Origin of the sequence: Paenibacillus sp. HWE-109, assembly GCF_022163125.1 — a bacterium.
Classification (GTDB): Bacteria; Bacillota; Bacilli; order Paenibacillales; family NBRC-103111; genus Paenibacillus_E.
The window spans coordinates 5,275,861-5,302,474 of the sequence record NZ_CP091881.1 but is presented as its reverse complement, the minus strand read 5'-3'; the positions used below and the strand labels follow the sequence as shown (position 1 = coordinate 5,302,474).

26 protein-coding genes are annotated in these 26,614 nt (G+C 46.8%); 22 read left to right on the top strand and 4 right to left on the bottom strand.

Translation table 11 applies throughout. The features are described 5' to 3' along the window. On the top strand, window positions 1–2,913 hold the full coding sequence (locus LOZ80_RS22620; protein ID WP_238166821.1) for an ABC transporter permease: 2,913 nt from the start codon (window positions 1–3) through the stop codon (window positions 2,911–2,913). A 2-nt stretch (window positions 2,914–2,915) separates the two neighbouring features. Next, window positions 2,916–3,800, top strand: coding sequence for an ABC transporter ATP-binding protein (locus LOZ80_RS22615; RefSeq protein WP_238166820.1), 885 nt, complete (start codon window positions 2,916–2,918; stop codon window positions 3,798–3,800). 69 nt (window positions 3,801–3,869) lie between these two features. Here LOZ80_RS22615 and namA read toward each other — a convergent pair whose 3' ends face one another. Further along, a complete protein-coding gene (namA, locus tag LOZ80_RS22610; protein ID WP_238166819.1) occupies window positions 3,870–4,874 on the bottom strand; it encodes an NADPH dehydrogenase NamA in 1,005 nt (334 codons plus the stop codon). Between the two features lie 164 nt (window positions 4,875–5,038). On the opposite strand from namA, the gene LOZ80_RS22605 reads away from it, so the two are divergent. The 5 genes from LOZ80_RS22605 (at window position 5,039) to LOZ80_RS22585 (ending at window position 10,789) form a co-directional block, all read left to right on the top strand. Beyond that, window positions 5,039–6,334 carry a homocysteine synthase gene (locus tag LOZ80_RS22605; protein ID WP_238166818.1) on the top strand — a complete coding sequence of 432 codons (1,296 nt, stop codon included), beginning with the start codon at window positions 5,039–5,041 and terminating at the stop codon, window positions 6,332–6,334. 181 nt (window positions 6,335–6,515) lie between these two features. After that, the gene (locus tag LOZ80_RS22600) at window positions 6,516–7,373 is read left to right on the top strand and encodes a M15 family metallopeptidase (RefSeq protein WP_238166817.1); all 858 of its coding nucleotides are present in this window, start codon (window positions 6,516–6,518) and stop codon (window positions 7,371–7,373) included. Between the two features lie 105 nt (window positions 7,374–7,478). Further along, window positions 7,479–8,498: a Gfo/Idh/MocA family protein gene (locus LOZ80_RS22595; protein WP_238166816.1), complete on the top strand. Its 1,020-nt coding sequence runs from the start codon at window positions 7,479–7,481 to the stop codon at window positions 8,496–8,498. A gap of 29 nt (window positions 8,499–8,527) precedes the next feature. Further along, entirely contained in the window at window positions 8,528–9,475 is a 948-nt protein-coding gene (locus LOZ80_RS22590; RefSeq protein ID WP_238166815.1) for a helix-turn-helix domain-containing protein, read from the top strand. A gap of 471 nt (window positions 9,476–9,946) precedes the next feature. Next, window positions 9,947–10,789, top strand: coding sequence for an Rpn family recombination-promoting nuclease/putative transposase (locus LOZ80_RS22585; protein WP_238166814.1), 843 nt, complete (start codon window positions 9,947–9,949; stop codon window positions 10,787–10,789). A gap of 99 nt (window positions 10,790–10,888) precedes the next feature. Here the strand turns inward: LOZ80_RS22585 and mtnA are convergent, their stop codons facing one another. After that, window positions 10,889–12,022 carry an S-methyl-5-thioribose-1-phosphate isomerase gene (mtnA, locus tag LOZ80_RS22580; RefSeq protein ID WP_238166813.1) on the bottom strand — a complete coding sequence of 378 codons (1,134 nt, stop codon included), beginning with the start codon at window positions 12,020–12,022 and terminating at the stop codon, window positions 10,889–10,891. Beyond that, window positions 12,019–13,245, bottom strand: coding sequence for an S-methyl-5-thioribose kinase (gene mtnK, locus LOZ80_RS22575; protein WP_238166812.1), 1,227 nt, complete (start codon window positions 13,243–13,245; stop codon window positions 12,019–12,021). The genes mtnA and mtnK overlap by 4 nt, the downstream gene beginning before the upstream one ends. 201 nt (window positions 13,246–13,446) lie before the next feature. Between mtnK and LOZ80_RS22570 the strand changes: the two genes are divergently transcribed. The 8 genes from LOZ80_RS22570 to sufB all read left to right on the top strand — a co-directional run bounded on the left by LOZ80_RS22570 (window position 13,447) and on the right by sufB (window position 20,311). Then, a complete protein-coding gene (locus LOZ80_RS22570) occupies window positions 13,447–13,896 on the top strand; it encodes a Dps family protein (RefSeq protein ID WP_238166811.1) in 450 nt (149 codons plus the stop codon). 90 nt (window positions 13,897–13,986) lie between these two features. Further along, window positions 13,987–14,157, top strand: a complete 171-nt coding sequence (locus LOZ80_RS22565) for a hypothetical protein (protein WP_189007299.1) — start codon at window positions 13,987–13,989, stop codon at window positions 14,155–14,157. A 134-nt stretch (window positions 14,158–14,291) separates the two neighbouring features. Next, a complete protein-coding gene (locus tag LOZ80_RS22560) occupies window positions 14,292–14,864 on the top strand; it encodes a DUF1802 family protein (protein ID WP_238166810.1) in 573 nt (190 codons plus the stop codon). A 164-nt stretch (window positions 14,865–15,028) separates the two neighbouring features. Next, window positions 15,029–15,859, top strand: coding sequence for a Fe-S cluster assembly ATPase SufC (gene sufC / locus LOZ80_RS22555; RefSeq protein WP_029194394.1), 831 nt, complete (start codon window positions 15,029–15,031; stop codon window positions 15,857–15,859). A 53-nt stretch (window positions 15,860–15,912) separates the two neighbouring features. Beyond that, window positions 15,913–17,208, top strand: coding sequence for a Fe-S cluster assembly protein SufD (gene sufD, locus LOZ80_RS22550; RefSeq protein ID WP_189007304.1), 1,296 nt, complete (start codon window positions 15,913–15,915; stop codon window positions 17,206–17,208). Continuing rightward, window positions 17,205–18,431: a cysteine desulfurase gene (locus LOZ80_RS22545; protein WP_238166809.1), complete on the top strand. Its 1,227-nt coding sequence runs from the start codon at window positions 17,205–17,207 to the stop codon at window positions 18,429–18,431. Before sufD ends, LOZ80_RS22545 begins: the two co-directional genes overlap by 4 nt. Then, on the top strand, window positions 18,418–18,852 hold the full coding sequence (gene sufU, locus LOZ80_RS22540) for a Fe-S cluster assembly sulfur transfer protein SufU (protein WP_189007332.1): 435 nt from the start codon (window positions 18,418–18,420) through the stop codon (window positions 18,850–18,852). Before LOZ80_RS22545 ends, sufU begins: the two co-directional genes overlap by 14 nt. A 61-nt stretch (window positions 18,853–18,913) precedes the next feature. Next, entirely contained in the window at window positions 18,914–20,311 is a 1,398-nt protein-coding gene (gene sufB / locus LOZ80_RS22535; RefSeq protein WP_056834494.1) for a Fe-S cluster assembly protein SufB, read from the top strand. 345 nt (window positions 20,312–20,656) lie between these two features. Here the strand turns inward: sufB and LOZ80_RS22530 are convergent, their stop codons facing one another. Next, window positions 20,657–21,085, bottom strand: a complete 429-nt coding sequence (locus LOZ80_RS22530) for a PH domain-containing protein (protein ID WP_238166808.1) — start codon at window positions 21,083–21,085, stop codon at window positions 20,657–20,659. A 186-nt stretch (window positions 21,086–21,271) separates the two neighbouring features. On the opposite strand from LOZ80_RS22530, the gene LOZ80_RS22525 reads away from it, so the two are divergent. The 7 genes from LOZ80_RS22525 to LOZ80_RS22495 all read left to right on the top strand — a co-directional run bounded on the left by LOZ80_RS22525 (window position 21,272) and on the right by LOZ80_RS22495 (window position 26,598). After that, entirely contained in the window at window positions 21,272–21,775 is a 504-nt protein-coding gene (locus LOZ80_RS22525) for a hypothetical protein (protein WP_238166807.1), read from the top strand. A gap of 131 nt (window positions 21,776–21,906) precedes the next feature. Continuing rightward, the gene (locus tag LOZ80_RS22520) at window positions 21,907–23,016 is read left to right on the top strand and encodes a C40 family peptidase (RefSeq protein WP_238166806.1); all 1,110 of its coding nucleotides are present in this window, start codon (window positions 21,907–21,909) and stop codon (window positions 23,014–23,016) included. A gap of 245 nt (window positions 23,017–23,261) precedes the next feature. Beyond that, window positions 23,262–23,483 carry a hypothetical protein gene (locus LOZ80_RS22515; RefSeq protein WP_238166805.1) on the top strand — a complete coding sequence of 74 codons (222 nt, stop codon included), beginning with the start codon at window positions 23,262–23,264 and terminating at the stop codon, window positions 23,481–23,483. After that, window positions 23,480–24,367 carry a hypothetical protein gene (locus LOZ80_RS22510; protein WP_238166804.1) on the top strand — a complete coding sequence of 296 codons (888 nt, stop codon included), beginning with the start codon at window positions 23,480–23,482 and terminating at the stop codon, window positions 24,365–24,367. Before LOZ80_RS22515 ends, LOZ80_RS22510 begins: the two co-directional genes overlap by 4 nt. Before the next feature lie 4 nt (window positions 24,368–24,371). Then, window positions 24,372–25,568: a glutathionylspermidine synthase family protein gene (locus LOZ80_RS22505; protein ID WP_238166803.1), complete on the top strand. Its 1,197-nt coding sequence runs from the start codon at window positions 24,372–24,374 to the stop codon at window positions 25,566–25,568. After that, entirely contained in the window at window positions 25,565–26,212 is a 648-nt protein-coding gene (locus tag LOZ80_RS22500; RefSeq protein ID WP_238166802.1) for a hypothetical protein, read from the top strand. The genes LOZ80_RS22505 and LOZ80_RS22500 overlap by 4 nt, the downstream gene beginning before the upstream one ends. Then, window positions 26,209–26,598: a DUF350 domain-containing protein gene (locus tag LOZ80_RS22495; protein ID WP_238166801.1), complete on the top strand. Its 390-nt coding sequence runs from the start codon at window positions 26,209–26,211 to the stop codon at window positions 26,596–26,598. The genes LOZ80_RS22500 and LOZ80_RS22495 overlap by 4 nt, the downstream gene beginning before the upstream one ends. Window positions 26,599–26,614: the final 16 nt, after the last annotated feature.

Genomic DNA, 26,614 nt, shown 5'->3' with positions numbered 1-26,614 from the left:
ATGGCTTTATTTCTGATGATTCTCCGCAAAATGGTCAAGAACCGTTGGCTGGAGCTAAGTCTCTTGATCGGACTCATTATTTCTGTCGCGCTCGCGAGTTCCATGCCGATTTATACGCATGCTATTTTGCAGCGCATGTTGATTAAGGATCTGGAAGTTCTCCAGACCGATTCCAATCAGTTCCCGAGCCAATTGTATGCCTACGGGTATTTAACTAGTCCTCCTGAGAAAGAAGAGGGAGATAACCGATTATTGACGGAGATGGATGCTTTTCTGGCTGAGCAGAGCAAGCAATTTGGATTGCCAATTAGGCTTTCCTCTCAGACAAGAAGCACATTGACGTTCGAGTTAACACCAAGTGATCCGAGTAAAATAGATCCCAAGGTAAAGCGTGCAGCAGAGCTCACGGCCATGTCTGATTTGGAAAAACATATCCGCATTGTGGATGGTGTCGCGCCTGCATCTGAGCCCGTTAATGGTGTTTATGAGGCTTGGGTATTCCCTGAGCTTTTGACCCAATTGAAAATTGTGCTCGGCAATGAATTTACGATCGTCAATAAAGATTTGAAACAGACGATCCGCATCAAGCCGGTTGCCGTGATTGATCGCTCGGATTATGCGGATTTGTATTGGACGAATCATTTGAATGATTTGCGTACGAAATTTTTCATTCCGTATTCACTGTTTGAGAAAGATTTCATAACGACCCCTACGTTCAAGAATTTATTTACCTACTGGAACTATGTACTGGATTATCATCAATTGAAATTGGAAGGTTTAGACACTTATATCCAGACGAATGAACGAATAGAGAATGTTTTAAACAGTCATTTCAGCTCCTACACACTCAAGAATCCGGCTATTGCGACGTTGAAATTGTATGGGGAGAAAGAGAAAAAGCTGAGGACTATGCTGTGGTCGCTGAATGTGCCTGTGAGTATCTTATTGGCTTTCTACTTATTCATGGTTGCCAATCTTATTACGGATCGACAGAAAACGGAGATTGCCGTCCTGCGCAGCAGAGGCGCTAGCCGTATTCAAATTTTAATTGGCTATGTGGTGGAAGGGATGCTGTTAGGGGGTATTGCTCTGCTGGTTGGCCCCTTTCTCGGACTTCAATTAACCCAAATATTAGGAGCCTCCAACGGTTTTCTGGAATTTGTCCAACGTGCCTCCATGGAAGTTAAATTGAATAAAGAAGCCTATCAGTACGCAATTTTTGCTGTCATTGCCTCGGTCTGCATGACGCTTGTACCCGCTGTATTAGCCACTCGTGCGACAATTGTCGGCCATAAACAAACGCTGGCAAGGAAGAACAAGCTCTCTTTTGTGCATAAAACGTTTCTAGATGTCATTCTTTTGGCTGTATCCCTCTATTTATTGCAGAGCTTCCATCGCCGCATGAGTGATTTGGTTGCGCTTGGCCTGGATTCCATGGATATGAAAGTAGATCCGCTGTTGTTCCTTGTTCCGGCCTTATTCATTTTTGCTATGGGATTGTTCCTTCTGCGCGTCTATCCGTGGGTCATTCAGTTGATTTACCTGATTGGTCGAAAATGGTGGCCGCCCTATCTCTATTCAACACTGCTGCAGGTGGGCAGATCGACAACGCAATATCAATTCATTATGCTGTTCATCATCATGACGCTGGCAACAGGATTATTCAGTGCCAGTGCAGCCCGCACTATGAATAAGAATGTAGAAGAGAAAATTCGCTACAAAAATGGGGCTGATATTGTGCTCCAATCCCGCTGGGAGAATGATGCTCCGCCACCGCAGTCTGGGTCGTCAAGCGGCTTCGAAGCATCGGAGAAATCGACGCAGCCGCTGGTCAAGAAGCGGGTTCAATTTACCGAGCCGCCGTTTTTGCCATATACCCAATTGGCCGGTGTTGAAGCTGCAGCGCGGGTATTTACGAAGAAAGACGCTTTCTTATCGCTGGGTAAAGTGTCAGACAAAACGGTGATTATGGGCATAGATACGGACGATTTTGGTCGTACGGCTTGGATGCGCGATCAACTGCTGGATCACCATATCAATGAATATTTGAACCTGCTGGCAACCAATTCGAAGGCGGTGCTCATTTCCAAGTCGATTGCCGATGAAATGGGCGCAAAGGTGGGGGATGTGGTGCGAATCGCTTGGGATGGGATGGAGGGTGCAACCTGTATCGTCTATGGCATCATTGATTACTGGCCGAGTTGGAATCCCAATCCCATTCTGACGGCAGAGTCGAGTGCGGGGAGCAGCACGGCTTCCAGTTCGAGCAAGCAAGTCAAAGCGAACGCTCCTAAGCTGGTCATCGGCCACCTCGCCTACATTCAAAATAATATGGCTGTAGAGCCCTATGATGTGTGGATCAAGCTGAAACCGGAGACGACAAGCCAAGCTTTATATGACGACTTGGCGCTCAAGCATATTCCTATTGTGAATCTAGTGGATACCAAACAAGGGCTCGTTCGTTCCAAAAAAGATCCATTTCAGTTGGCTGTCAATGGCGTGATGACGCTCGGCTTTTTGATTGCAATAGGGATTAGTTTTATCGGCTTTCTGTTGTATTGGGTGCTTTCCTTGGCAGGACGCATCTTGCAGTTTGGCGTCCTTCGGGCGATGGGTATTTCGTTCGGCCAACTCATTGGCATGCTGATTGCGGAACAGCTTCTGACCTCAGGCGCTGCGGTCCTCATTGGGATGATTACTGGTACCACGGCAAGCCGCTTATATGTGCCCTTATTCCAATTGACCTTTGACTCGTCGAGTCAAGTGCCGCCTTTCCAAGTAAGCTTTGATCCGAATGATCAATGGCATCTGTATGTCATCGTCTTGGTGATGATCGGCATAGGGTTGCTGCTGCTTGGGACGATGCTGTCCCGAATCAAGATTCATCAAGCTGTTAAGCTTGGGGAGGATTAACTATGATTCACTGCGAGAATTTAGTTAAAATATATAAGGCTGCGGACATTGAAGTTGTTGCTCTGCAAGGACTTGACCTCCATATCGAGGAGGGGGAACTGATGGCGATTATCGGCAACAGCGGCAGCGGCAAATCGACGCTTCTCAATATGCTCGGGGGTCTTGATCGGCCTTCAGCAGGCAATCTGCATGTGGATGGAAAAGATTTATTGAAATTCAAGGAATCCGATCTGGTGACCTATAAAAGAGAAACGGTTGGCTTCGTCTGGCAAAATAATGCGCGAAATCTGATTCCGTATTTAACCGCATTGGAAAATGTGGAATTGCCGATTTTGCTGCAGGGCAGGCGCAAACGCCACCGAGCTATGGATTTGCTGGATGCCGTTGGGCTTGGCCACCGAAGGAATAACAGGCTGAATCAGCTTTCGGGCGGCGAACAGCAGCGCGTCGCTATTGCTATTGCGCTTGCTAATCAGCCAAGGCTGCTGCTTGCCGATGAACCGACGGGCTCCGTGGATACGAAGATGGCGAATCAAATTTTGGATCTCTTCCGGGAATTGAACCGCAGCTTCGGTTTGACGGTGGTCATCGTTACGCACGATCCGCTCCTGGCGAAGAAGGTGGATAGGGTCGTGGCGATCCGTGACGGCAAAACGTCTTCCGAAATTCTGCGGCGTAAAACGTACCAAGAAGAATTGCTCGAAATGGAGATGGGCATCTTCGCCGCCGAAGAGGAATCGCATGTGGAATATGCGGTGGTCGATAAAGCGGGCAGGCTGCAAATTCCGGCCAATTTCCTTGAATCCATCGGGGCTTCCGGCACGAACAAAGTGCGTGTTGCTGTGGAGGATGGGCGAATTGTGCTGTTGCCCCCAGATAAAATGTGATAACACAACGAACCCTTCCGGCATGGTGGGAAGCCCGCAGCGCAAATTTACCGCCTTCTGTCTATATCATTACCAACCTCGCGTGTAAGGGACAGGAGGTTTGAGCTCAGTATGCAATCGACTGGCAGCCGTCCGCACCCAATAAGGCTCTCGCAGCAGCACACGACCGAGGAAGATGAGGTCTGCTCTACCGCTTTGCAAAATCTCCTCAGCTTGCTCTGGCTCGGTGATGAAACCGACGGCTCCAGTGGGAATATTGGCTTTGGTTCGGATTTGTTCAGCGAAGGGTACTTGATAACCCGGGTACGTCTTGGGAACTACGGGGAATGTACCGCCGGAGCTGGCATCAATGAGGTCGACTCCGAGTTCTTTCAGCTTCCCAGCGAAATATACATGATCTTCCGGCGTAAGTCCGCCATCCAAGTATTCATGTGCTGAGATTCGCACAAACAAAGGTCCGTCCCAGCGTTGTTTGACAGCGATAATCACCTCTTGCAAGAAGCGGAAACGTCCGTCTCGCTCTCCGCCGTATTCATCGTTTCTAAGGTTAATGAGCGGTGACAGGAATTCGTTGATCAAATAGCCATGTGCGCCATGGATCTCAATAACATCAAAGCCAGCTTGTTTGGCTCGGTAGGCTGCATCCGCGAAAGCTCTAATCGTTTCTTGGATTTGTGGAAGCGTAGCTTCATCCGGTGTTTTGAAAGTCTCCGAGAAAGGGATCGCAGAGGGGGCGATGATCGGCGTTTCGAGTACGGCTTTTCGGCCTGCATGGGCAAGTTGAATACCGATATGCGAGCCTTGACTGTGAACCGAATCAACGACTCGCTTCAATCCTTCGATATGGTTGTCGTGCCAAATTCCGAGATCCTGTGGAGAGATGCGGCCCTGTGCGGTGACGGCGGTGGCTTCCACGATAATAAGCCCCACCTGCCCGACAGCCCGTGTCGCATAATGGATATGATGCCAATCTTTCACTTCGCCCGTATCATCAGACGCATACATGCACATGGGCGACATGACAATGCGATTTTTGAATGTAACCTGCTTAATGGTGTAAGAATCGAACAGCATGAGAGCACTTCCTATCTAAAAGGATGTAGAAATATAGGTCAATGTGATATATTGACTAGGACTAGATTTTTCCATTAAAATAATTGTATACTATTCCAGTAGGAATTATCAAGTATGGAGAAACTAAACCACTATCTTACTATTTATCCTAGGAGGCATGTTCAATGTCAGGTTCAGAACGCCAGTACTTACCGGAAACACTCGCGATTCATGCAGGTCAAGTGGTTGATCCAACAACTAATTCTAGGGCTGTCCCGATTTATCAAACGACATCCTATGTGTTCAATGACACGGACCATGCGGCAAATTTATTTGCCCTCAAAGAATTTGGCAATATTTATACGCGTATTATGAATCCTACGACAGACGTATTTGAGAAGCGTATCGCTGCACTCGAAGGCGCGCCTGCTGCGCTTGCTGTTGCTTCCGGTCAAGCTGCGATTACTTTTTCCATCTTGAACATTGCTGAAGTTGGTGATGAGATCGTTGCGGCTTCTTCTTTGTACGGCGGTACTTATAACTTATTTTCCAATACATTGCCTAAACTGGGGATTACGGTGAAATTCGTGGATCCAAGCAATCCAGAAAATTTCCGCGGGGCAATTACTGATAAAACGAAAGCAATTTATGCAGAGTCCATCGGTAATCCAAAAGGGGATATTCTTGATATTAAGGCAGTTGCAGCGATTGCCCACGAAAATGCCATACCTTTAATCATTGACAACACGTTCCCAAGTCCCTATTTGCTTAAACCGATTGAGCATGGCGCGGATATAGTTGTTCACTCTGCAACGAAATTCATTGGCGGTCATGGCACTACAATTGGCGGCGTCATCGTGGACGCAGGTAAATTTGATTGGGCTGCAAGCGGTAAATTCCCTGGTTTGACGAAGCCGGATCCAAGCTATAATGGCGTTGTTTATACAGACGCAGTAGGTCCTATTGCTTACATTATCAAAGCGCGCGTGCAATTGCTTCGTGATTTGGGTGCATCTTTGTCTCCGCAAAGCGCATTCTTGTTGCTGCAAGGGTTGGAAACATTGCACCTTCGTATGGAGCGTCACAGCTCGAATGCCCTCAAAGTTGCGCAGTACCTCGAATCTCATGAGAATGTGGAATGGGTTAGCTATGCAGGCCTAGAAAGTCATCCGTCCTATAAGCTTGCAAAGGAGTACTTGCCCAAAGGTCAAGGCGCTATTCTTAGCTTCGGGATCAAAGGCGGCGTTGAAGCAGGCAAGAAGCTGATTCATTCCGTTGAATTGTTCTCTCATCTTGCGAATGTCGGGGATTCCAAGTCTTTGATTATTCATCCTGCCAGCACAACGCATTCCCAGTTGAATGAACAGGAACAAGTGTCTGCCGGTGTTTCACCAGGACTTATTCGTCTATCTGTTGGAACAGAAGCGATTGAAGATATTATTTATGATCTGGGGCAAGCGATTGCGGCAAGCCAAGCGTAAACTTGTAACCGCACATCATAACGCATAAAATATATGAAGGCTGCGATTTAGGCGCAAAACCTATTTCGCAGTCTTTTTGTTTTTTTAAATCAGGGATTTTCGCATCGGTTGCAACTTTTGACCCGGAGTTAAAGTCTATTTCATGAGAAATTTGTTGAACGTTGAGGAGGCTCTTATTTACATGAACACTAAAATGACCTATTCGCTGACCTTATTTGTGGCGTTATCCATAGTAACAGGCTGCAGCAGCAAGTCGGAATCGACGCCAACGCTTAGTCCAGCAGCCAGTCCAACTACACAGGCTACCGCTACAGCAACGTCAAGTAGTCCAAGTCCATCAGCAACGACAGCTGCATCTGCAACACCTAAGGCAACACCCAAAGCAACAGCTGGTGCAGTCGTTCCGCCGACTGCTTCGCCTGCGCCGTCCAAGAACGGGGACATTCAAGTCGTAGCCAAGCCGGAAAGTGTAACCGTACTGGTCAATAAGATGAACTCGCTGCCCTCCAGCTATGAGCCGACGGATTTGGTCTACCCGGATATTCCTTTTATTTTCGCAGAGAAAATAGAAAAACGGAAAATGCGCAGTTCCGCAGCTAAAGCGATTGAGAAGCTTGTGGCAGGTGCCGAGAAAGATGGCATCCATTTGGCTGGTGTGTCTGCTTACCGGTCTTATGCAACGCAGAAGTCGGTCTTTCAGCGTTATGTCTTGAAAGATGGCGAAGAGAAAGCCAAAACTTACAGTGCGGTTCCGGGAACAAGCGAGCATGAAACGGGACTGGCTATTGATGTCACAGGCAGCGATGGCAAGTGTGCGGCTGAAGATTGCTTTGGCGGGACCAAGGAAGCGAACTGGCTGGAGAAGCACGCGGCAGAGTATGGGTTTATTATCCGCTATCCCAAGGGCAAGTCAGCCATTACAGGCTATCAATATGAGCCTTGGCACATTCGCTATGTGGGCGTAGATGTTTCTAAGGACATCGAGGCTAAGAAGGTGACAATGGAAGAATACTATAATGCAGTGCCAGTTTCGAAATAGAGTTTGGGTGTCGTTATTTTGCACCCTGATTTGTCGTTAATTCGAAATTTATCAAGCTGCTTTGTCATGTTACAATATTCCCAAGTCACTTATTTGGAGGGTAACATGATAAAAGTAGCAATGTTAAGTTTTTGGCACGTACACGCAGGGGATTATGCTAAACAGGTTACCGAGCATGCCGATACGGAAATCGTCGCTATTTGGGATGAGTTGCCGGCTAGAGGGCAGCAAGAAGCTGAGAAGCGCGGCGTTGCTTTCTATGCAGATTTAGCTGAATTGCTGGCCAATCCAGAGATTGATGGTGTTGTCGTGGATACGCCAACAAATCTGCATCGCGAAGTTATCGTTGCTGCTGCGAAGGCGGGTAAACATATATTCACAGAGAAAGTGATTGCGCCTACTGTGCAGGAAGTCAATGAAATTTTGGCTGCTGTGGATGAAGCTGGTGTCACCTTAACGGTTTCGCTGCCTCGTTTGAACGCTGCAACTACACTTGCTATTCAAGAAGTTGTGGAGAAAGAATTGCTCGGTACACTTACATTAGTTCGTACACGCTTGTCGCACAATGGCGGGATTTCGACGAATGCGAATCCGCATGGCTGGCTGCCAGAGCATTTCTACAATGCCGAGCAATGCGGCGGCGGAGCGCTGATTGATCTAGGTTGTCATCCGATGTATTTGACACGTTTGCTGCTTGGTTTGCCTGAAGCTGTAAGCGCTTCTTATGGGTATGTAACAGGCCGAGAAGTGGAAGATAACGCGGTTGCAACGCTGCAATATGCGAACGGTGCTTTGGGGATAGTAGAAGCAGGATTTGTTAACGCTTTTTCACCATTTGTAATTGAAGTTCACGGAACCGACGGCAGCCTGCTGTACTCCGAACATGACGGGAAAATTTGGCTGCGTACCAATAAGCTCGAAGAAGCAAGCCAGCAATGGACGGCATATGAGAACTGGCCGCAGGCCCAAGTCTCGGCTTTTGACCAATGGGTAGCCCATATTCAAAGTGGGACCAAAGCTACAACCAATATTCAGCTTGCTGCTGATTTAACGAAATTAATGGAGGCTGCGAACCAATCTGTTGCAACCAAACAGCAGGTTCGTCTTGATTCCTTAACCCAGTAGCAGCTGTCCATTAGGAAGGATGGTCACGGATGAGTCAGCCCTTTTATTTTGAACCCATGCTCGAAAATCCGATGGCTTTGGATCGTTTGGATTTAAGCTTTCGGTGGGGCTCCTATGGTCTTCGAGTTTTGCGCTGCCACCTGACATCCTTCTCTGCGGGCACTATTATCGATTTCCACCAGCACTCCGAATACGAAATTCACTATATCCCTTACGGCAAAGGCAGCGTGATTCTGGATGACGTTACACATGTCTTGCAGGAGGGTATGCTGTACGTGACAGGTCCTGGTGTCATTCATCGTCAAGAAGCCGATAAGGGCGAGGAGATGGGCGAACTCTGCCTGCATGTGGATATTGTTAAGTTGACGGATGGAAATGATCAGGGAACGCGTTCAGATGTCTGGGGAGAAGCTTGGGAAATTGCTGAAGCCGATGCCTGTATCAAGCAGCTCAGCGAGCTGCCCCATATTCCTGCGCTTGACCGTCAGGAAGCGATGAAATGCTTTCTGGTTGCCTATGAAGCCTTGCGCAGTAATCAGCTAGGGCAATACACCATAATTAAGCAATCCATTGTACAAATGCTGCTAAGGACAGTAGGCGCTTATAAAGCGGATCCCCACGGATTAAATCTGCCTGCCCGTGATATGAAAAGCTATCGCTATCAGCTGGCTGTTCAGTTTATAGAGGATAACTATCACCGACCGTTAACGTTGGAAGGAGTTGCCGACCGGGTGCAAATCAGCTCAAGGCAGCTGCAGCGGATCTTCAAGGAGCAGGCAAACCTCTCCTTCAGCGAGTACTTAGAACAAGTGCGTTTGAAACATGTCTGCAATGAGCTGCTCCAAACGTCGCTAACGCTTGAAAAGATAGCCGAGAGCAATGGCTTCGCCTCCAGCAATTATCTGCACTATGTGTTCAAAAAAGCGCATGGCGTAACCCCGAACCGTTATCGGGATCAAGGATTGCACCAGAGATAAGAGAAGGCAGTTCCCCGTAGGATTTACGAGGGGACTGCCTTTTTTGGCAATTTTATTGGCGTCCACCACAGACTTCTTTGCTTTGGAGGCTTTGGGCCTCCAAGGGCATCTAATGAACTGTATGATGCTTATAGACGGGAAAATGGCTGCTTTGGAGATGTAATGAACGGAGTTGGCGCTACCCGGCACTTTTTTGGTCGAATGGTGATCATTTGCTGGGAATAGCGCATCTGGCATTCATTAGATTTTCAGAATGAGCGATTTTAGCCAAATAAAGGGTGTTGAGTTCGTAAGGAGGCTTGTCAAGGTTTGTTGAATGGGTGACCTAGCGGCAGGCTAGGTTTTTTCGCTTTTGGAGGCTTTTATAAGGCGGACAGCTATGGAGGTAGAAAGAATGATTTTTCACTGGTTTGGATACAATGTATGCAGCTTGCTATGATATACTAATTGTAAAGACTGGAGTGTGATCACATGGAATTGCTCGACGCGCGGAATGACTTTATTTTCAAAAAAATATTTGGCAGTGAAAATAACAAGGATGTGCTGTTGGCTTTTCTTAATAGCACGTTCCTAGAAGCAGGCGAACCTCCTCTTACTGAAATTACGTTATTGAATCCGTATACGGACAAAGAGGACCCGACGGAAAAACAGTCAATCCTAGATATTAAAGCCAGAACAACAGAAGGTAAACTGATTAATATAGAGATGCAATTGTTCAACCCCTACAATATGGAGAAGCGTACGCTGTTCTATTGGAGCGAAATGTACTACCATCAGATCAAAAAAGGTGAAAACTATAATTTATTGAAAAAATGTGTCACCATCAACATTTTGAATTATTCCTGTTTGCCCAATGATCGATACCATAGTATTTTCCATCTGCGAGAAGATGTTACTGGTATTCCTTTGAACGATGATATCGAAGTACATGTTATCGAATTGACGAAGTTAGAGGATCATGCCGTTTCCATGACAGGCGGTCTGGTAAACTGGCTATTGTTTCTGCAGGGGGTCGATCAACCAAACTGGGAGGCGTTAACCGTGAATGAACCGATGTTGAAAAAAGCAATGACCACGTTGGAATTTCTGAGTCAGGATAGGGCGACACGCATGGCGTACAATGCTCGTATGAAATATTTGAGCGATGAGGTTTCCCGCACTGAAGGAGCATGGGCGGAAGGAAAAGCTAGAGGGGAAGCGGAAGGGAAGGCAGATATGGCCCGCGATCTTTTTGCCCTTGGCGTAGATATCTCCGTGATTGCCAAAGCTTCCGGCCTTTCTGAAGAAGAAATCAAAAAAATAGTGAGTCACTGATGGATCGACGGTTAAACAAAAAGAGTAGGCCCATGCAATTGCGCATGGGCCTACTGGATTTAGATCTGAAAGTTATAATCGAGTTCCTCGAAGCCGGAATTATTCGAAAAGCTTGCGCAAGTTCTCGCTATAGGGAGCTTGCACGATTCCTTTTTCCGTGATAATCGCAGTCACGTATTCATTAGGTGTTACGTCGAAGGCAGGATTATATACCTTCACGCCTTTGGGCGCTGTACGTTTGCCGAAGCCTTGTGTAATCTCATCTTCGTGGCGTTCCTCAATCGGAATATCTCCGCCAGTTGGCGTATTGAGATCGATCGTGGACAGCGGACTCGCCACGTAGAAAGGGATGCCGTGCGCCTTAGCCAACACGGCCACACTGTAGGTGCCGATTTTGTTGGCAACGTCACCGTTGGCAGCAACGCGGTCTGTTCCAACGATGACCGCTTGGATCCAGCCCTTCGACATGACCGCTCCGGCCATGTTGTCGCAGATCAGCGTCACGTCGACGCCGGCTTGCTGCAGTTCAAAGGCCGTTAGCCGCGCGCCTTGCAGCACGGGCCGAGTCTCATCGGCGAACACTTTGATGTTCATGCCTTGTTCCTTAGCCAAGTAGAACGGCGCTAGCGCCGTGCCGTACTTGGCTGTTGCCAAACCGCCGGCGTTGCAGTGCGTCAGCACGCCGAAGCCATCTTCGAACAGCGTCAACGCATGTTCGCCGATAAGGCGGTTCGTCTCCTCGTCCTCCGCTTGAATCTTCTGCGCTTCGCCCAGGAGCGCTTCCTTGAAAGCAGCCGGGCTAACGCCCGCGGCTGCCAAGCTAACCGCATGCGCTCTGATGCGATCGAGCGCCCAGAACAAGTTCACGGCTGTCGGACGGGACGTCGCCAGATAATCCGCTTGCTTCTGGACTTCCGCCAAAAGTCCGTTGGCCTCGGCATCCAGCTCGCGGATGCCGAGATACACCCCGTACGCGGCGGCGATCCCGATCGCAGGTGCGCCGCGAACCTTCAAGTGCTGAATCGCTTCCCACACTTGCGTGGCTGTGTCCAGCGGCAAATATACGATCTCTTCCGGCAGCAATCGTTGATCAAGAAGATCAAGCTGTTGTCCATTCCAACGCAAGGACTGCAAAGCGCCTTGGATCTCAGTTGTTAAGTTCTCATTAGTTATGTTCTCAGTTGTTAAGTTCTCATTAGTTAAGTCATTAGTCGAGTTGTTAGCGTTTGTCATAGGGCAAATCCTCTTTCTGCAGCTGCTTCTTTGGTCGCGATGGCAATAAGCTCATCGATGGATGTGATTTGACGATTGGTGCGAATGTAGGAAGTACCGATCGCAAGTGCTAATCGTTGAGCACGCTCTCTTGCGGCAGCATCTTCAATTTTATCAATATCAGCAACATGCGCAAGTCCGACGATGCGGCGGACCATTTTGGCGCCGGTGAAACCGACCGTATCTTTGAGCAGCTCAGCCAAGAAATAATCTTGATATCCGGCAGCTTGGAAAACACGATCTACGCCATGCTGATTCCAAAGTGCGCGGAAATTGGCTTCGAAATGCGTCCATACGTCTTTAACCGTTTGCAATAGGTAGGCGCGATAGGCGGTACGGTTTTCGCTCGTTGTGCTCCAGCCCTCTTGCCCCGCGAAATTAAGAATGAGGTTTGCTAATACCGCGCCGATGTCGAATCCCATTGGGCCATAGTAAGCAAACTCAGGATCAATGACTTTTGTCGAATCAGGTTTAATAAAAATACTGCCTGTATGCAGATCGCCATGTAGAAGCGCTTGAGCACTGGTCAAAAATTTGTTGCGGAGAATGGCTACTTCAAAGTGCAAGTTTTTATCAGCCCAGAGCTGTTCAACAGCATCGCGAATTGGAGCTTCGAAGCTGTTCGTTTCGGCATCGCGGTAAGGATCATCGAAAATCAAATCCTCGGTTATTTTGCAAAGCTCAGGATTGATGAATCGACCTTGCTGGATTTTCTTTTCTTGCTGGTTTTTGCCCAAATCGGAAGTGAAGAATAGGGTGTTGGCCAGGAAACGTCCGATATGTTCAGCAAAAAGCGGATATTGGTTGCCTTCAATCAACCCTTTACGCATAATCACGTGATCGCTTAAATCTTCCATGACCGTTAACGCAAGATCAGCATCATAGGCATAAACATGCGGTACGAGATCAGGATTCAATGCTTCTTCAATGATAAGCGCTTCGCTTTCTATACGCGCACGGTCCAGCGTCAGCGGCCAGGATTCACCAACAACTTTGGCATAAGGGAGAGCTTGCTTCAAAATAATACTTTTCCCGGTCGCAGTTTCAGATATGCGAAAAACGAGGTTTAAATTGCCGTCACCAATTTCATGGCTTGCGAGATCGGAATCTGCTTGGAACAAATTCGGGATTTGACGTGCATATTCAATAGCTTGAATTTCCGATAAAGGATGATAAGTGGACATATCGAAAGCCTCCTATGAGTCAGTGGAATTAATTCCAACTAAATTACTCTGTATTATTCATCTTTCCCTAGTATAAGACAAATTGTTGCTGCTTGAAATACTAACTTCTTAAATGTTGCACAATCTACATAAAATAACGGTCTCTTACGTAAATTAACGTGTACAAGCATGTGATTTAAGACAACTTAGGAGGCTACGATCATGACGACGACTTTAACACAAACGATTCCGGCTGTTCTGAATAGGCAAATTGCCAATTGGGGCTTGCTGTTTGTGAAACTGCACCATTTCCATTGGTATGTAAAAGGCAACCAATTTTTTACGCTGCATGTTAAATTTGAGGAGCTGTATAATGAAGCTGCTCTCCATGTGGACGAGCTGGCTGAACGTTTGCTTTCTATTGGTGGAAAGCCAGCGGCAACCATGAAGGCTTACATCGAATTATCCTCTTTGAAAGAAGCTTTAGGAAATGAAACGGCCACTAAAATGGTCGAGGCTATCATTGAAGATTTTACAATTCTTACTCAAGAATTGAAAGCCGGGATGCAAGCTTGTGAAGAAGTTCAGGACGAGACCACTTCAGACATGCTGCTGGCCATCCAAACCTCTTTGGAAAAGCATCGTTGGATGCTGCAATCTTTCCTCGGCTAGCGGCAAATTTACAAAATCTTTAATCGGTGCAAACATGAGATTGATAAATGGTGGCTATACTGAGAGCAAAACAGTCCGGAGGATCTCATCGTGATGAAATTTCTGAACGTCCTGCTTGTTCTTGCTGCTTGCTGCTTTCTTCTTATGATCGCCTTTGCCGCGGATTCGCCAAGCGATATGACAGATCCGAATCCGATGAAACAGAATCAAGAACAGTTTGCCCGCATGCAGCCGACCTATTATGCGGAGAATGCTAAATAGAAAAGGCAAAGGGATGACCCCTATCGGTTCATCCCTTTGTGCTGTTCTTAGGCGCTTTTTTGGCGCCAGTTTGTTTTGCTTCCCAAAATTCCTTATAATAAATGGATTAATGAGGAGAACGAGGAGTTGGCGTCATGGGGAATCCAAAGGCTCTTAAGGAATGGGCTTCAGCAGTTCAAGCACTCGAAAATGGACAACAAATCTTCATTATGCGTAAAGGAGGTATTGTTGAGGAGACGAGAGATTTTCAAGTCGAATCGAATGATTTCTTTCTCTATCCGACTTATGAGCACCAGAGAAGGGAATTGTTGAAAGAAATGTATCGCGGTGTCATCGACGAAACCTTAGCGGGCTGGAGCGCTGATGATGCTCAGGTGAAGATCAGCACCTTTGCCACGATGGTCGAAGATATTGAAATCAGTGATCAAGAGCAGTTGAATAAATTGTTTCCTTTTCACATCTGGACGGAGAATTTCACGGAAGAAAGACTGAAGTGGAAGCGCAAGAACCCTCTACATATCATGCTGTTGCGAGTGTATAAATTGGAACAGTCTTTGGAGATTCCAATCGAACAAGCCTATTTAGGCTGCAAGTCATGGATCGAGATTCCGGCAGATGTGATGGGAAATGTTTCTATGACGCCAATTTTGAGCGATGAGGAGTTTGTGCGGCAAGTTGCGGAAATTAAACGTGCTTTGTTGTCATAAAAAAGCAGCATTTTCTGAAAATGCTTGCCTTTTTCACCCAACTGCCCTTTCTTGATTTGTCATAGTAAGTTATAATAGAATTATTCTAATGAGAATCAGTGATAATCAGTCATGTCGGTTGTCATTCATGCTAGTACATTTAAACATTATGGAGGCTTAAAGAAATGGCGAATTCATCAACATTTACAATAGACGGTCTTAAAGCGAACGTCGAAGGAAAGGAAATTTTGAAAGGTCTTAGTTTGGAAATCAAAGGCGGAGAAATTCATGCCATCATGGGACCTAACGGTACTGGTAAAAGTACATTGGCTTCCGCATTGATGGGGCATCCGAAATATGAAGTAACTGAGGGCAGCGTTACTCTAGACGGTGAAGATGTTCTCGAAATGGCTGTTGACGAAAGAGCGCGCGCAGGATTGTTCCTGGCTATGCAATATCCAAGTGAAATCACGGGCGTTACCAACGCTGACTTCTTGCGCAGCGCAATGAATGTTCGTCGTGGTGAAGGCAATGAAATTTCTTTGATCAAGTTCATTCGCCAAATGGAAGCGAAGATGAAACAACTTGAGATGAACCCTGAGTTCATGCACCGTTATTTGAACGAAGGCTTCTCCGGCGGTGAAAAGAAACGTAACGAAATTCTGCAAATGCTGTTGCTTGAGCCGAAATTCGTCATCTTAGACGAAATTGACTCCGGTCTTGATATCGATGCTTTGCGTATCGTAGCTGAAGGCGTGAACGCAATGCGCAGTGAAGATCGCGGTTTCTTGATCATTACGCATTACCAACGTTTGCTTAATTACGTTAAACCTGATTTTGTACATGTTATGATGCAAGGTCGCATCGTAAAATCCGGTGGTCCTGAGCTTGCAGAGCGTCTGGAAGCGGAAGGTTACGACTGGATCAAAGAAGAACTCGGCATCGTGGATGAAACCGTTGGTCAAGACACGGAAGAATTCAAAGTTCCTATGAACACGCCAGGACCGAAGTACTAAAGGAGGAGAGACTTTGGTCTATGACCAAAGGTCCATATATTAGGAGGAATACCATGAGTACTCAAACAACACTTTCCATAGATTCGAGCGCTGTCATCGAGCTCTCCCGCAGCAAGCAAGAGCCGGAGTGGATGACTGCCCTTCGTACAGAAGGGTTAACGCTAGCGAATTCTTTGGAATTACCTGCACTAGAGAAAACGAGAATTGATCGTTGGAGCATTTCCTCTTACGGTTCCTATAAAACGCAAGCCCCATTGGCTTCTATTGATGCACTGCCGGAAGCAGCCAAAGGTTTAGCAAATGCAGATAACTTGATCGTTCAGCGCAATTCAGGGATTGTTTACAACCAAGTCTCTGAGGAGTTGAAAAAGCAAGGCGTGATTTTCACGGATCTGGAAACGGCGATTCGCGATCATGCTGATCTTGTGAAGCCTTACTTCATGAAAGCGATCGAAGCGAACGAAAATCAACTGACAGCTCTGCATGCAGCTCTTTGGAACGGTGGTATTTTCATCTATGTTCCCAAAGAAGTCCGTGTAGATATTCCGCTTCAAGCGTTGTTTGTTACTGATGATGCAGAAGCTACATTTGCACCGCATGTCCTGATTGTGGCTGAGCAGTTTAGTTCAGTAACGTATGTAGATAACTATGTTTCTGCACTATCCGGAGCTCCGCTCGTGCAAAACGGCGTCGTCGAGATCTTCCTAAAACCGGGTGCGCGAGTGAATTACGCATCTATTCATAATTTGGAAGAATCCGTAACGGATCTGACTTACCGTCGTGCTATTATCGACAATGATGCCAGTATGCAGTGGGTTGTTGGCGAAATGAATTACGGAAATACATTGTCCGATACAACATCGATTCTCAAAGGCAAAGGTTCTGATTCCGATGCCAAAGTGATCTGTGTAGGTACACAAGAGCAAAAGCTGAACCTGACAACACGCGCTGTTCATTGGGGGAAAGCTTCGACAAGTGATATGATTACTCGTGCCGTTATGAGAGATGGCGCAACAGCGATCATCAACGGGATTACCAAGATCGAAAAAGGCGCAACAGGCTGTAACGGTCAACAAACAGAGAAAGTGCTAATGCTCAGTCCCAAAGCACGTGGCGACGCTAACCCGATCCTGTTGATTGATGAAGATGATGTAAAAGCAGGTCACGCCGCGAGCGTTGGTCAAGTGAATGCAGAGCAAGTTCACTACTTGATGTCCCGTGGTATTACCAAAGAAGAAGCTCAACGCTTAATTATTTACGGATTCTTGGCACCTGTTGTATCCGTTATTCCAATTAAAAGCGTTGAAGAACAGCTGCAAAGCTTAGTGGAGAGGAAGCTGGGACAATGAAACCTGCTGAGATACGTGAACTTTTTCCCATTCTCAAACAAGAAGTGAACGGTCATCCTCTGGTGTACTTGGACAGCGCGGCAACTTCCCAGAAGCCAATTCAGGTCATTGAGGCACTGAAGCACTACTATGAGTGGGACAATGCGAACGTTCACCGCGGGGTTCATACACTAGGTTCTCGTGCTACAGATGCTTATGAAGGGGCTAGAGCGAAGGTTGCTAAGTTCATCGGAGCATCCAGTGAGCAAGAGATTATTTTCACTAGAGGCACAACAACGGCTATTAACATTGTGGCGAGCAGTTATGCGAAATCGGTATTGCGTGAAGGCGATGAAATCGTCCTCACGCCGATGGAGCATCACAGCAACCTAATCCCTTGGCAGCAAGCTGCCAAGGCAACAGGAGCCGTTCTCAAATATATTCCTTTACAGCCTGACGGTACGATTTTGCTGAGTGACGTTGAAAATGTAATTACAGACCGTACGAAGATCGTATCGATCGTATATGTTTCCAATGTTCTTGGTGTCATTAATCCGGTCAAGGAAATCGCCCAGATTGCCCACAAACATGGCGCGAAGATCATGGTTGACGGCGCGCAGAGCACACCTCACATGAAAGTGGATGTGCAGGATCTCGATTGTGATTTCTACGGACTTTCCGGTCATAAAATGTGTGGCCCTACCGGAATCGGGGCATTGTATGGGAAGAAAGATTTGCTTGAAAACATGGAGCCTGTGGAGTTCGGCGGCGAGATGATCGATCATGTTGATCTGTATGAATCGACATGGAAAGAGCTGCCTTGGAAATTCGAGGGTGGAACACCGATCATCGCGGGGGCTGTCGGTCTTGGCGCGGCGATCGATTTCCTGCAAGAAGTCGGCATGGACAACATTTTCAAGCACGATATGGAACTCACGAATTACGCAATGGACCGCATGGCTCAGATTGAAGATTTGACCATTTATGGACCATTGAAGAACCGTGCCGGACTCGTAACCTTCAATCTCGGGGATGTACATCCTCATGATGTAGCCACGGTTCTGGATGCGGAGGGAGTTGCCATCCGCGCCGGTCACCACTGTGCACAGCCTTTGATGAGATGGTTGGAAGTAAGCAGTACAGCTCGAGCAAGCTTCTACCTCTATAATACCGAAGATGATATTGACCGTCTTGTGATGGCCTTACAAAAAACAAAGGAGTACTTCGGCCATGCAATTGGATGATTTATACCGTAGAGTGATTATGGATCACTATAAAACACCGCGCAACCGTGGGAAGTTTGAGTCAGGCGAAGCCGTTACGATTGATCTGAACAATCCAACATGCGGTGATAAAATTTCACTGCAAATGCAGGTGGAAGAGGGCATCGTGAAAGCGGCCAAATTCACAGGCGAAGGCTGTTCGATCAGCTTATCCTCAGCATCTATGATGACGGATGCGGTCAAAGGCAAGACGATCGAAGAAGCACTGAAGATGGCTGAAAATTTTTCTGGCCTGATGAAGGGCGAATCCGTGGAATTTGAATATGAAGATATAGAGGCTTTATCTGGGGTAAATAAATTCCCGGCGCGGATTAAATGTGCAACACTAGCATGGAATGCGCTCCGCAAAGGTATCGAACAGTCCCAAAAGACGGATAACTAACGCGCAAGCGATAAATAAGCAGTTGATTAAGCCATACAATAGCACTAAGGAGGAATGAATCATGGCAAAACAAATGCCGGATCTCGAGGATTATAAATATGGTTTTAGAGATGAGCACAAATCGATTTTCCAATCGGGTAAAGGCTTAACTCGTGAAATCGTCGAAGAAATCTCCCGTATTAAAGGCGAACCAGAATGGATGCTGGAGTTCCGTCTGAAATCATTGGAGCAGTTCTTCAAAATGCCAATGCCGCGTTGGGGCGGCAACATGGATGATCTTGATTTTGACGATATCCAGTACTACGTAAGACCTTCTGAGAAGCAAGGTAAAACGTGGGAAGAAGTTCCAACAGAAATCAAAGAAACGTTCGACAAGCTGGGGATTCCAGAAGCAGAACAAAAGTTCCTTGCAGGTGTTTCAGCGCAATACGAATCCGAAGTTGTTTATCACAGCATGCAAAAGGAACTCGAAGACCAAGGCGTTATCTTCACAGATACGGATACAGCGCTTCGTGAATATCCAGAGCTGTTCAGACAATATTTCGGAACGATTATTCCACCAAGTGATAACAAATTCGCTGCGTTGAATAGTGCGGTTTGGTCCGGTGGTTCTTTCATTTACGTGCCAAAAGGCGTGAAATGTGAAGTTCCATTGCAAGCTTATTTCCGTATCAACTCCGAGAACATGGGTCAATTCGAGCGTACATTGATCATTACCGACGAAGAAAGCTTCGTGCATTATGTAGAGGGCTGTACAGCTCCGATCTACAGCACGAACTCCCTTCACAGCGCGGTTGTTGAGATCGTTTGTCTCAAAAACTCCCGTGCTCGTTACACAACCATCCAAAACTGGGCACCTAACATCTACAACCTCGTTACCAAACGCGCAGTTGCAGAAGAAGGAGCTACAATGGAATGGGTTGATGGCAACATCGGTTCCAAGCTGACAATGAAATATCCGGCAGTTGTGCTTAAAGGCCGCGGCGCTAAAGGGATGGTTCTTTCCATCGCTGTAGCAGGCAAAGGCCAGCACCAAGATGCAGGCGCCAAAATGACGCATCTGGCTCCGGATACAACATCAACGATCGTTTCCAAATCGATTTCCAAGCATGGCGGTAAAGTAACGTACCGCGGTCTGGCATCCTTTGGACGCAATTCCCAAGGTTCCAAAGCAAACATCAAATGTGACACGTTGATTCTCGATAACGAGTCGACGTCGGATACAATTCCATACAATGAAATCATGAACGACAACATCACGTTGGAGCATGAAGCAACAGTATCCAAGGTTTCTGAGGATCAATTGTTCTACCTTATGAGCCGTGGTTTGACTGAAGCTGAAGCAACGCAAATGATCGTTATGGGCTTCATTGAGCCTTTCACCAAAGAGCTTCCAATGGAATATGCCGTTGAGATGAATCGTCTCATCAAATTCGAAATGGAAGGCAGTATCGGTTAACCGATCTGTTTATCAAAAAGCGTGCCCGAGGAAATCGGGCACGCTTTTTTCAATGGCTGCTGATAAACCGCGAAGTTGGCTGAAATAAGATCATCATCTAGCTTATGCGCGGAGATAAGGGAACTACAGTACGCTAATATAGCCAAAAGTGTCATTATCGCGGGGGCGAGGGAACTACAGGGCGCTATTTTGCTGTTTGCTGGGAAATTCAGCGCTTTTTGTGGAAGTAAGACCCTGTAGTTCCGCTATTGCCCTCGAATCCGTACTATTTGCCAAAATAGCGTCCTACAGTTCCCTTAACAGGATTCATCGAGGCTGCTCATCTCTCTGCGCGGCGGAGCCATTTTAATTATTAAGTCGTTTGCGGTTTTGGGAAGCTAATGAATGAATTGCGACATAGAAAGGTTGAAGATTAAATTTTTTGCCAAACTCAAATTTATAAGTGGCTGTTTTGGCGTCGTTGGCTTTGTAATACGGAGAGGTGATGTAGTGGATCGTTAATTCACTGTCATCAAACCCTGTACCGGCCGTTTCCATCGTCACTTCATAGATAGAATCAAGGTCAATGGATGCAATTCTTGTTTTCTTGCCTGTGACCCCTTGATGATCAATAAGGATGATTCTTTCGTCCGTCACAATAAAGGAGTCACGAACCAATTTAAAACCTGTAGTCACCTTCTCACCTGGCATCAGATAAATGCCATACTGTCTTGTTAGTTCCTCGATAGAAACCTCTGAGAAATTGCCTAATAGTCCATTCAAAAAACCAGCCATTGCGATCACTCCTCCTTTTAATACTACACCCACTATTCGACATATAGAAGGAATTCCCTTCTTCTTCCATCCGCCTCAAGACCGAGAGATATGCCTACTGCAGACGGTTTTGTGAATCTGGGGTTATTGCTATACTTAAAGCAAAGAAATACCTGGGAAACAGGTTGAGAAGCGAGGGTGCAAGTTATGAATAGCAAGAACTGGTTTAATGGGATGTGGGAGAGCCGAGGCTGGAATCAGCGGGAGATCGATTACCAGTGGCCTTCTCCTTCTTTTCCGGTGATTAATGTTCGATCAGGCGGCATGGGTGGTGGGCGGAAGCGAGTAGCCATAGGGGTTATTGCTGTTGGCGATATTGCTATCGGACTAGTTTCAATTGGTGCTGTCAGTATCGGTGTGTTTTCATTGGGGGCCGTTGCTATCTCTTGGCTGCTGTCGCTGGGAGCGGTTGCGATGTCCAGCTATTTGGCCGGGGGAGCCGTAGCGATATCGAATTGGTTGTCTGTGGGAGCTGTAGCTGTTGGAGATTTGGCATTAGGCGCAGTAGCTATAGGTCGAACGGCCATTGGGGCTGTAGGTATCGGAGAGAGTGCATACGGGGTAGTTGTGATTGGGATACACGGGCTTGGCTTGATCCCGATTACGGTCGACGCGGTCAAGTGGGTAGCCGGACTATTTAAATCCAATTAATACAATCATATACGCTAAAAATACTGGGAACATGCTCCACGGAAGTATGTCTATATTTGATGCATATTTATATGCTGCTTTTCTCACTCTATTAAGGATCATAAATGCGTTCTTAAAGGAGAAGAGTAGGTATGTGGAAAAGGCTCAAAGTAGCGGCAATAGGTAGCATGGTCGTCATGATGGCGACTACGACAGCTTGTGGGAGCAATCATGTGAGCCCCAATAACACGGTTCCCCCCCTTAATTCACCGACTCAATCAGGTACGGGCAATCCAACAGCCCAGAGCTTATCGCAACCGGGTGGCAGTGTGAACAGATTAGGTAATAACGATGCTGTAATCCCAATTAAAGTGATTAACAATGTCAATTATGTTGATGCTCGTGAACTCATCCAAACGCTTAAATTCCAGTCAGATTTGGATGCAGCCAGCCAAAAGCTTTTGATCGGCGATAATGATGCAAACTACGAATTGCAATTGAACTCAACGAAAGCGAAGAAAGACGGATACGACATTAAGGTCAGCCAGCCTTTTGTCAAAGAAGGGGATGCTGCTTACTTGCCAGTTTCCTCGCTGGCCGATTTATTTCAAGATGACATGTCGTATGAAGTGAGCGGCAATCAGGTGAAAATTCATCCATCTCCACTCGCCCCGATTGCCAATGAAGATGCAGATGACCCGCGGGGCAATTCGCCGGAACTTGCTTTCGGAGAGGATCCTGACGATCCTTTCAAAGGAGAGGGAAAGGGCGTGCACCCCGCTTCGAAGAATGTACAAAGTGAAGACGAGCTCCAAGTATGGTCACCTTCTGGGCAAGAGGAAGTAAGACCTGTGCTCAAAAATGTTGATATCAATGGAATGATCAATAAAGGCAAGCAATATATGGGCGTAAAATATAAGTTCGGTACCGGTCCCTATCCACAAACAGGGAAATTCGACTGCTCCACATTTACGCAGTATGTATATGGGAAGTATGGCGTTAAGCTCCAGCGGCTTGCCCGCCAACAAGCAGCGGAAGGTACATTAATAAGCCGAAAATCCTTGCGAAAAGGCGATTTGATGTTCTTCTATGTGCCAGGCCGATTCAAGAGCAACAAGACGGTTGGACATGTAGGGATTTACATTGGAAATATGCAGATGCTGCATGCATCACCGGAACCCAAAGATGGCGTTCAAATCTCAAGTATCGATAAAGCCTATTGGAAAGCAACCTTTCTTAAGGCGAAACGTTTTGTATATTAACATACAAGAGGCTGTCTCCAAAGGGTGAAAACCTGAGGAGCAGCTTCTTTGCTATGTTAGCGTTAGATTTTTTGAATGCACCATTTTGATCAAATAGAGGTTATTGAGTTCGTAAGGGTACGCAGCTCAGGGTCCAAAGGCTTTTTGAGGCGTCCCTTTTTATTATTTTACTGTCATAATGAAACAAATCGGTTGCTCCTGCGTTTTACTTAGTATGTAGTTATGGTTAAAGGAGGAACAATCGGATGACTATTACGCTCTACGAAAAATTGGTGGACGGACAGCTTCAGAAAATCAGTGATCGTCCTTGGGATGATAAATTAGTTCAAGCGTTAAATGCAGCTAATTTCGTGCTGGTTGGGGGCAAGGAATATGAAATGATTGAAGGCAGGTTGAATTTGGATTTGAATGTGTTTGAAATTTTACTCGTGACGGTTAGTTTAGATGGGGGCGTGGATCGGCCGTGAAACGACCGCTTAAAGTCCTTTCCGCGTCATTAAGCCTGTTCATTGCTGGTCATCTCTTACTGCTTCCGGCACATGCCGCGGAGTCCCCTAACCCCAATACGGGGGCAGCGAAGCTGGTGGAATGGTCTTCAGATGAGGTGAAATCCTATTTTGATCCATCGACGGATTGGAACATTCCTTTACTGTCTGCTAAGCCAGCTGCTACTCCAACACCCACGGGCACTGGTGGGACGGTTGGCAGTACTGCTCCCGTAATCGTGAATCAAGTTAGTGGCGGAAGTGGTTTTGGTTGGGATGATCTGTTGCTTTATGGCTTGATTATCAATAGCGTAAGTCCTTATTCTTCAAGCAGTTGGGGAAATAATCACCGTTCTTATTATTATCGTTCCAATACACCTTATGTGACCAAAACGTATCAACCGAGCACCTTCTCCAATCGCTCCACGACGAAAACACCGACAACTTCAAGTGGTACGGGGACTTTTACAACGAATAAATCTTCAACTAGCAAGACGGGATCGACGGGCACCTCCGGAACGGCTGCTGGGTCTAAGTCGCCTACGGGTGCGGTTTCAGGAACGACGGGTACGGCAGGAACTACGGGAGCTGCGACAGGGAATACGGGGTCATCGGGGACAACAGGGACAACAGGAACATCAGGAACAACAGGAACAACAGGAACAACGACAGGGAAGTCAGGAGCGACTGAGTCAACAGGAACTACAGGAACAACGACAGGGAAGACAGGTTCATCAGGCACTTTAGGATCGGTCAGCAACTCCGGAACATCCAGTTCCAAATCAACATCAACGTCATCCGGCAGCATAGGCGGCAAATCAAGCGGCTTCAGCTCCTCATCCGGCTCCTCGTCCTCAGGGGGTTAGTTCAGTGGTTTTTGAAGTGAGGGGCACACCGTCCCCAGAGAGAGAAGCAAGAGTTCGCCAGCTGGCAGAGTTGGGTTTTACGTGGGCTGATTTGGAAGAAGAGACATACTGGATTGATCAGCTCGTGATGATGGAACGAAAATCATACGATGAATTAATTCATGCCGCTGAGCATCTATGGCGTGTGTTTGATAAAGCAGTTCGGTATGTCATAGGAAATCGCGATTACTATGAACAATTATCGATTCCCGAAGTTCTCTGGGATGGGTTGGATCGATTAGAACTTAACGTGGAAGGATTCATCAGCCGCTATGCGCGGTTTGATTTTACGGTGAATCAAGAAGGCCAAATTAAATTGCTGGAGCTCAATGCGGATACACCAACTGGCTATGTGGAAGCCGCGATAGCCACACCGTGGTTATGTCAAGAGCAAGGCTTCGACTCGCCGAATGAAGCGATGAGGGATTTGATCCGAGCTGCTTGGGAAATGGAAGCGCCTGATCACGCGGCTTGCATTGCATATGGCAAGCATGTGGAAGATACAGGGACCCTGGATGCCTTGGTTGCTCATAGCGGAAGACAGATAACATGCGTGGACTGTCTTGACCTATGGATTGATGAAGGGGTTGTTAAAGTTGGCAAGGATCAAATCATAACGAAAATGTTTGCGCTTTATCCCAAGGAATGGATGGGGGTCGATGAAGGCGGTGAGGCGTTCTCTTATGCGATTGAAGAGCGATTCATCGAATTATTCAATCCTCTGCATGCGGTAATTATGCAATCTAAAGGGCTGCAGGCTTTCATATGGGGCTTGCACGAGGAGCATTCGGCTTATTTCACAGAGGAGGAGCATCGTTCCATACAAACGTATATGCTGCCTACCTACACAGCACCAAAGCTCAAAGGAGACTATGTATCCAAGTCGATGTTCGGCAGGGAGGGCGGCTCTGTAGAGCTTTATGACGCTCAAGGAGACATTGAAGTCAAAGATGAAGTAGGCTTTGACACAAGTGTGTTCTTTCGTCGCGTGTATCAAGAGCGTGCTGACTTGCCTGAACTCACTTTCGCCCACGGGAAGAGGCATCTGCTAACAGGACTTTTCGTTCTGAATGGAACGCCCTGTGGGCTTTTAGGAAGAGCAGGTGGCATTATTACAGGAAATTCGAGTCAATTTGTAGCGATTGGAGTGAAAGCAACTTGAAAAAAAGACGAATTTGGATTTTGATCGTCGTCTTCATCGTACTTATTCTAATCATTCGTGCATGCAGTGTAGCTTCTAATAAGACACCATCCGTGCTCAGCAAGGGAACATCGGGAAATGCAGCAACCGTAAGCGGTGCGAGTGGGGAAGTGCCTTGGGATTATCAGGTCCAGCAAGCGAAGGTAGGAGATCTGTTGGATGGCGATATGGTGCTGCTGCCGAACAATGAACGGATTTCCAATGATCAAAGTTTTGCAACGGGAGATCAAATTTGGGTGCTTACTTATATGCAAGCGACCATGAAAACAGATAGCCAAGGGAAGAATGATGTGACGTTGTCACAGTGGAAACCGATCAAGACGTTCAAGACCAAGGAAGAAGCAGATAAGGATCTGGCTGAGCTGAAAGTGGAGATCAAAACAGATGTGAAGTTAATTGGTGTGTATAAAACGGAGTTGGAGGGCAAATTTCGTTATTTCGCGGTGGCCGAAATGCCAACAGGACAGAAAGTGAAGCAGCCTATTCCAGAGGAACGCTACCAGAGCTTTAAAGATAAAAAGGAAGTGCCAGTTGTTTTGGAAGAAGTTCATGATTTCAGCAATTATGATCAATCGATGGCGAAATTTCGGGGGTGGGCGGAATGATAGTTTTGAACGTTGTGATCAGTTTATTCGTGATAGTGCTTCTCCAATTTGGAGGTATGTATATATTTAGTTTAATGACGCCTTATCGAGATATGGAGGAGATCAACAAGGGGAATGTCGCTGTTGGCCTTGCCATGGGCGGGAAGTTTGTTGCGACCGGGATCATATTAGGGATTGCTGCTTATACGAATTCGTCAATTTGGCATATGAGCATGTGGTTCGCTGTGGGGTATGTTTGTTTAGTAGCAACGTACTGGGTTTTTGATTGGTTGACGCCGGGCGTGAAGCTGTCGGATCAATTAAAAGAGGGGAATGTGGCGGTTGGCACCCTGCTGGCTGCGGTCTACATTGGCATTGCTATCGCAGTCAGCAGTTTGATTATTTAATCGCTGAGGTTCACTA

Bases quoted from the DNA above. Each gene is read 5' to 3' on its own strand.
- LOZ80_RS22620 (WP_238166821.1), top strand. From the start codon at position 1: ATGGCTTTATTTCTGATGATTCTCCGCAAAATGGTCAAGAACCGTTGG.
- LOZ80_RS22615 (WP_238166820.1), top strand. From the start codon at position 2,916: ATGATTCACTGCGAGAATTTAGTTAAAATATATAAGGCTGCGGACATT.
- namA (WP_238166819.1), bottom strand. From the start codon at position 4,874: ATGCTGTTCGATTCTTACACCATTAAGCAGGTTACATTCAAAAATCGC.
- LOZ80_RS22605 (WP_238166818.1), top strand. From the start codon at position 5,039: ATGTCAGGTTCAGAACGCCAGTACTTACCGGAAACACTCGCGATTCAT.
- LOZ80_RS22600 (WP_238166817.1), top strand. From the start codon at position 6,516: ATGAACACTAAAATGACCTATTCGCTGACCTTATTTGTGGCGTTATCC.
- LOZ80_RS22595 (WP_238166816.1), top strand. From the start codon at position 7,479: ATGATAAAAGTAGCAATGTTAAGTTTTTGGCACGTACACGCAGGGGAT.
- LOZ80_RS22590 (WP_238166815.1), top strand. From the start codon at position 8,528: ATGAGTCAGCCCTTTTATTTTGAACCCATGCTCGAAAATCCGATGGCT.
- LOZ80_RS22585 (WP_238166814.1), top strand. From the start codon at position 9,947: ATGGAATTGCTCGACGCGCGGAATGACTTTATTTTCAAAAAAATATTT.
- mtnA (WP_238166813.1), bottom strand. From the start codon at position 12,022: ATGACAAACGCTAACAACTCGACTAATGACTTAACTAATGAGAACTTA.
- mtnK (WP_238166812.1), bottom strand. From the start codon at position 13,245: ATGTCCACTTATCATCCTTTATCGGAAATTCAAGCTATTGAATATGCA.
- LOZ80_RS22570 (WP_238166811.1), top strand. From the start codon at position 13,447: ATGACGACGACTTTAACACAAACGATTCCGGCTGTTCTGAATAGGCAA.
- LOZ80_RS22560 (WP_238166810.1), top strand. From the start codon at position 14,292: ATGGGGAATCCAAAGGCTCTTAAGGAATGGGCTTCAGCAGTTCAAGCA.
- sufC (WP_029194394.1), top strand. From the start codon at position 15,029: ATGGCGAATTCATCAACATTTACAATAGACGGTCTTAAAGCGAACGTC.
- sufD (WP_189007304.1), top strand. From the start codon at position 15,913: ATGAGTACTCAAACAACACTTTCCATAGATTCGAGCGCTGTCATCGAG.
- LOZ80_RS22545 (WP_238166809.1), top strand. From the start codon at position 17,205: ATGAAACCTGCTGAGATACGTGAACTTTTTCCCATTCTCAAACAAGAA.
- sufU (WP_189007332.1), top strand. From the start codon at position 18,418: ATGCAATTGGATGATTTATACCGTAGAGTGATTATGGATCACTATAAA.
- sufB (WP_056834494.1), top strand. From the start codon at position 18,914: ATGGCAAAACAAATGCCGGATCTCGAGGATTATAAATATGGTTTTAGA.
- LOZ80_RS22530 (WP_238166808.1), bottom strand. From the start codon at position 21,085: ATGGCTGGTTTTTTGAATGGACTATTAGGCAATTTCTCAGAGGTTTCT.
- LOZ80_RS22525 (WP_238166807.1), top strand. From the start codon at position 21,272: ATGAATAGCAAGAACTGGTTTAATGGGATGTGGGAGAGCCGAGGCTGG.
- LOZ80_RS22520 (WP_238166806.1), top strand. From the start codon at position 21,907: ATGTGGAAAAGGCTCAAAGTAGCGGCAATAGGTAGCATGGTCGTCATG.
- LOZ80_RS22515 (WP_238166805.1), top strand. From the start codon at position 23,262: ATGACTATTACGCTCTACGAAAAATTGGTGGACGGACAGCTTCAGAAA.
- LOZ80_RS22495 (WP_238166801.1), top strand. From the start codon at position 26,209: ATGATAGTTTTGAACGTTGTGATCAGTTTATTCGTGATAGTGCTTCTC.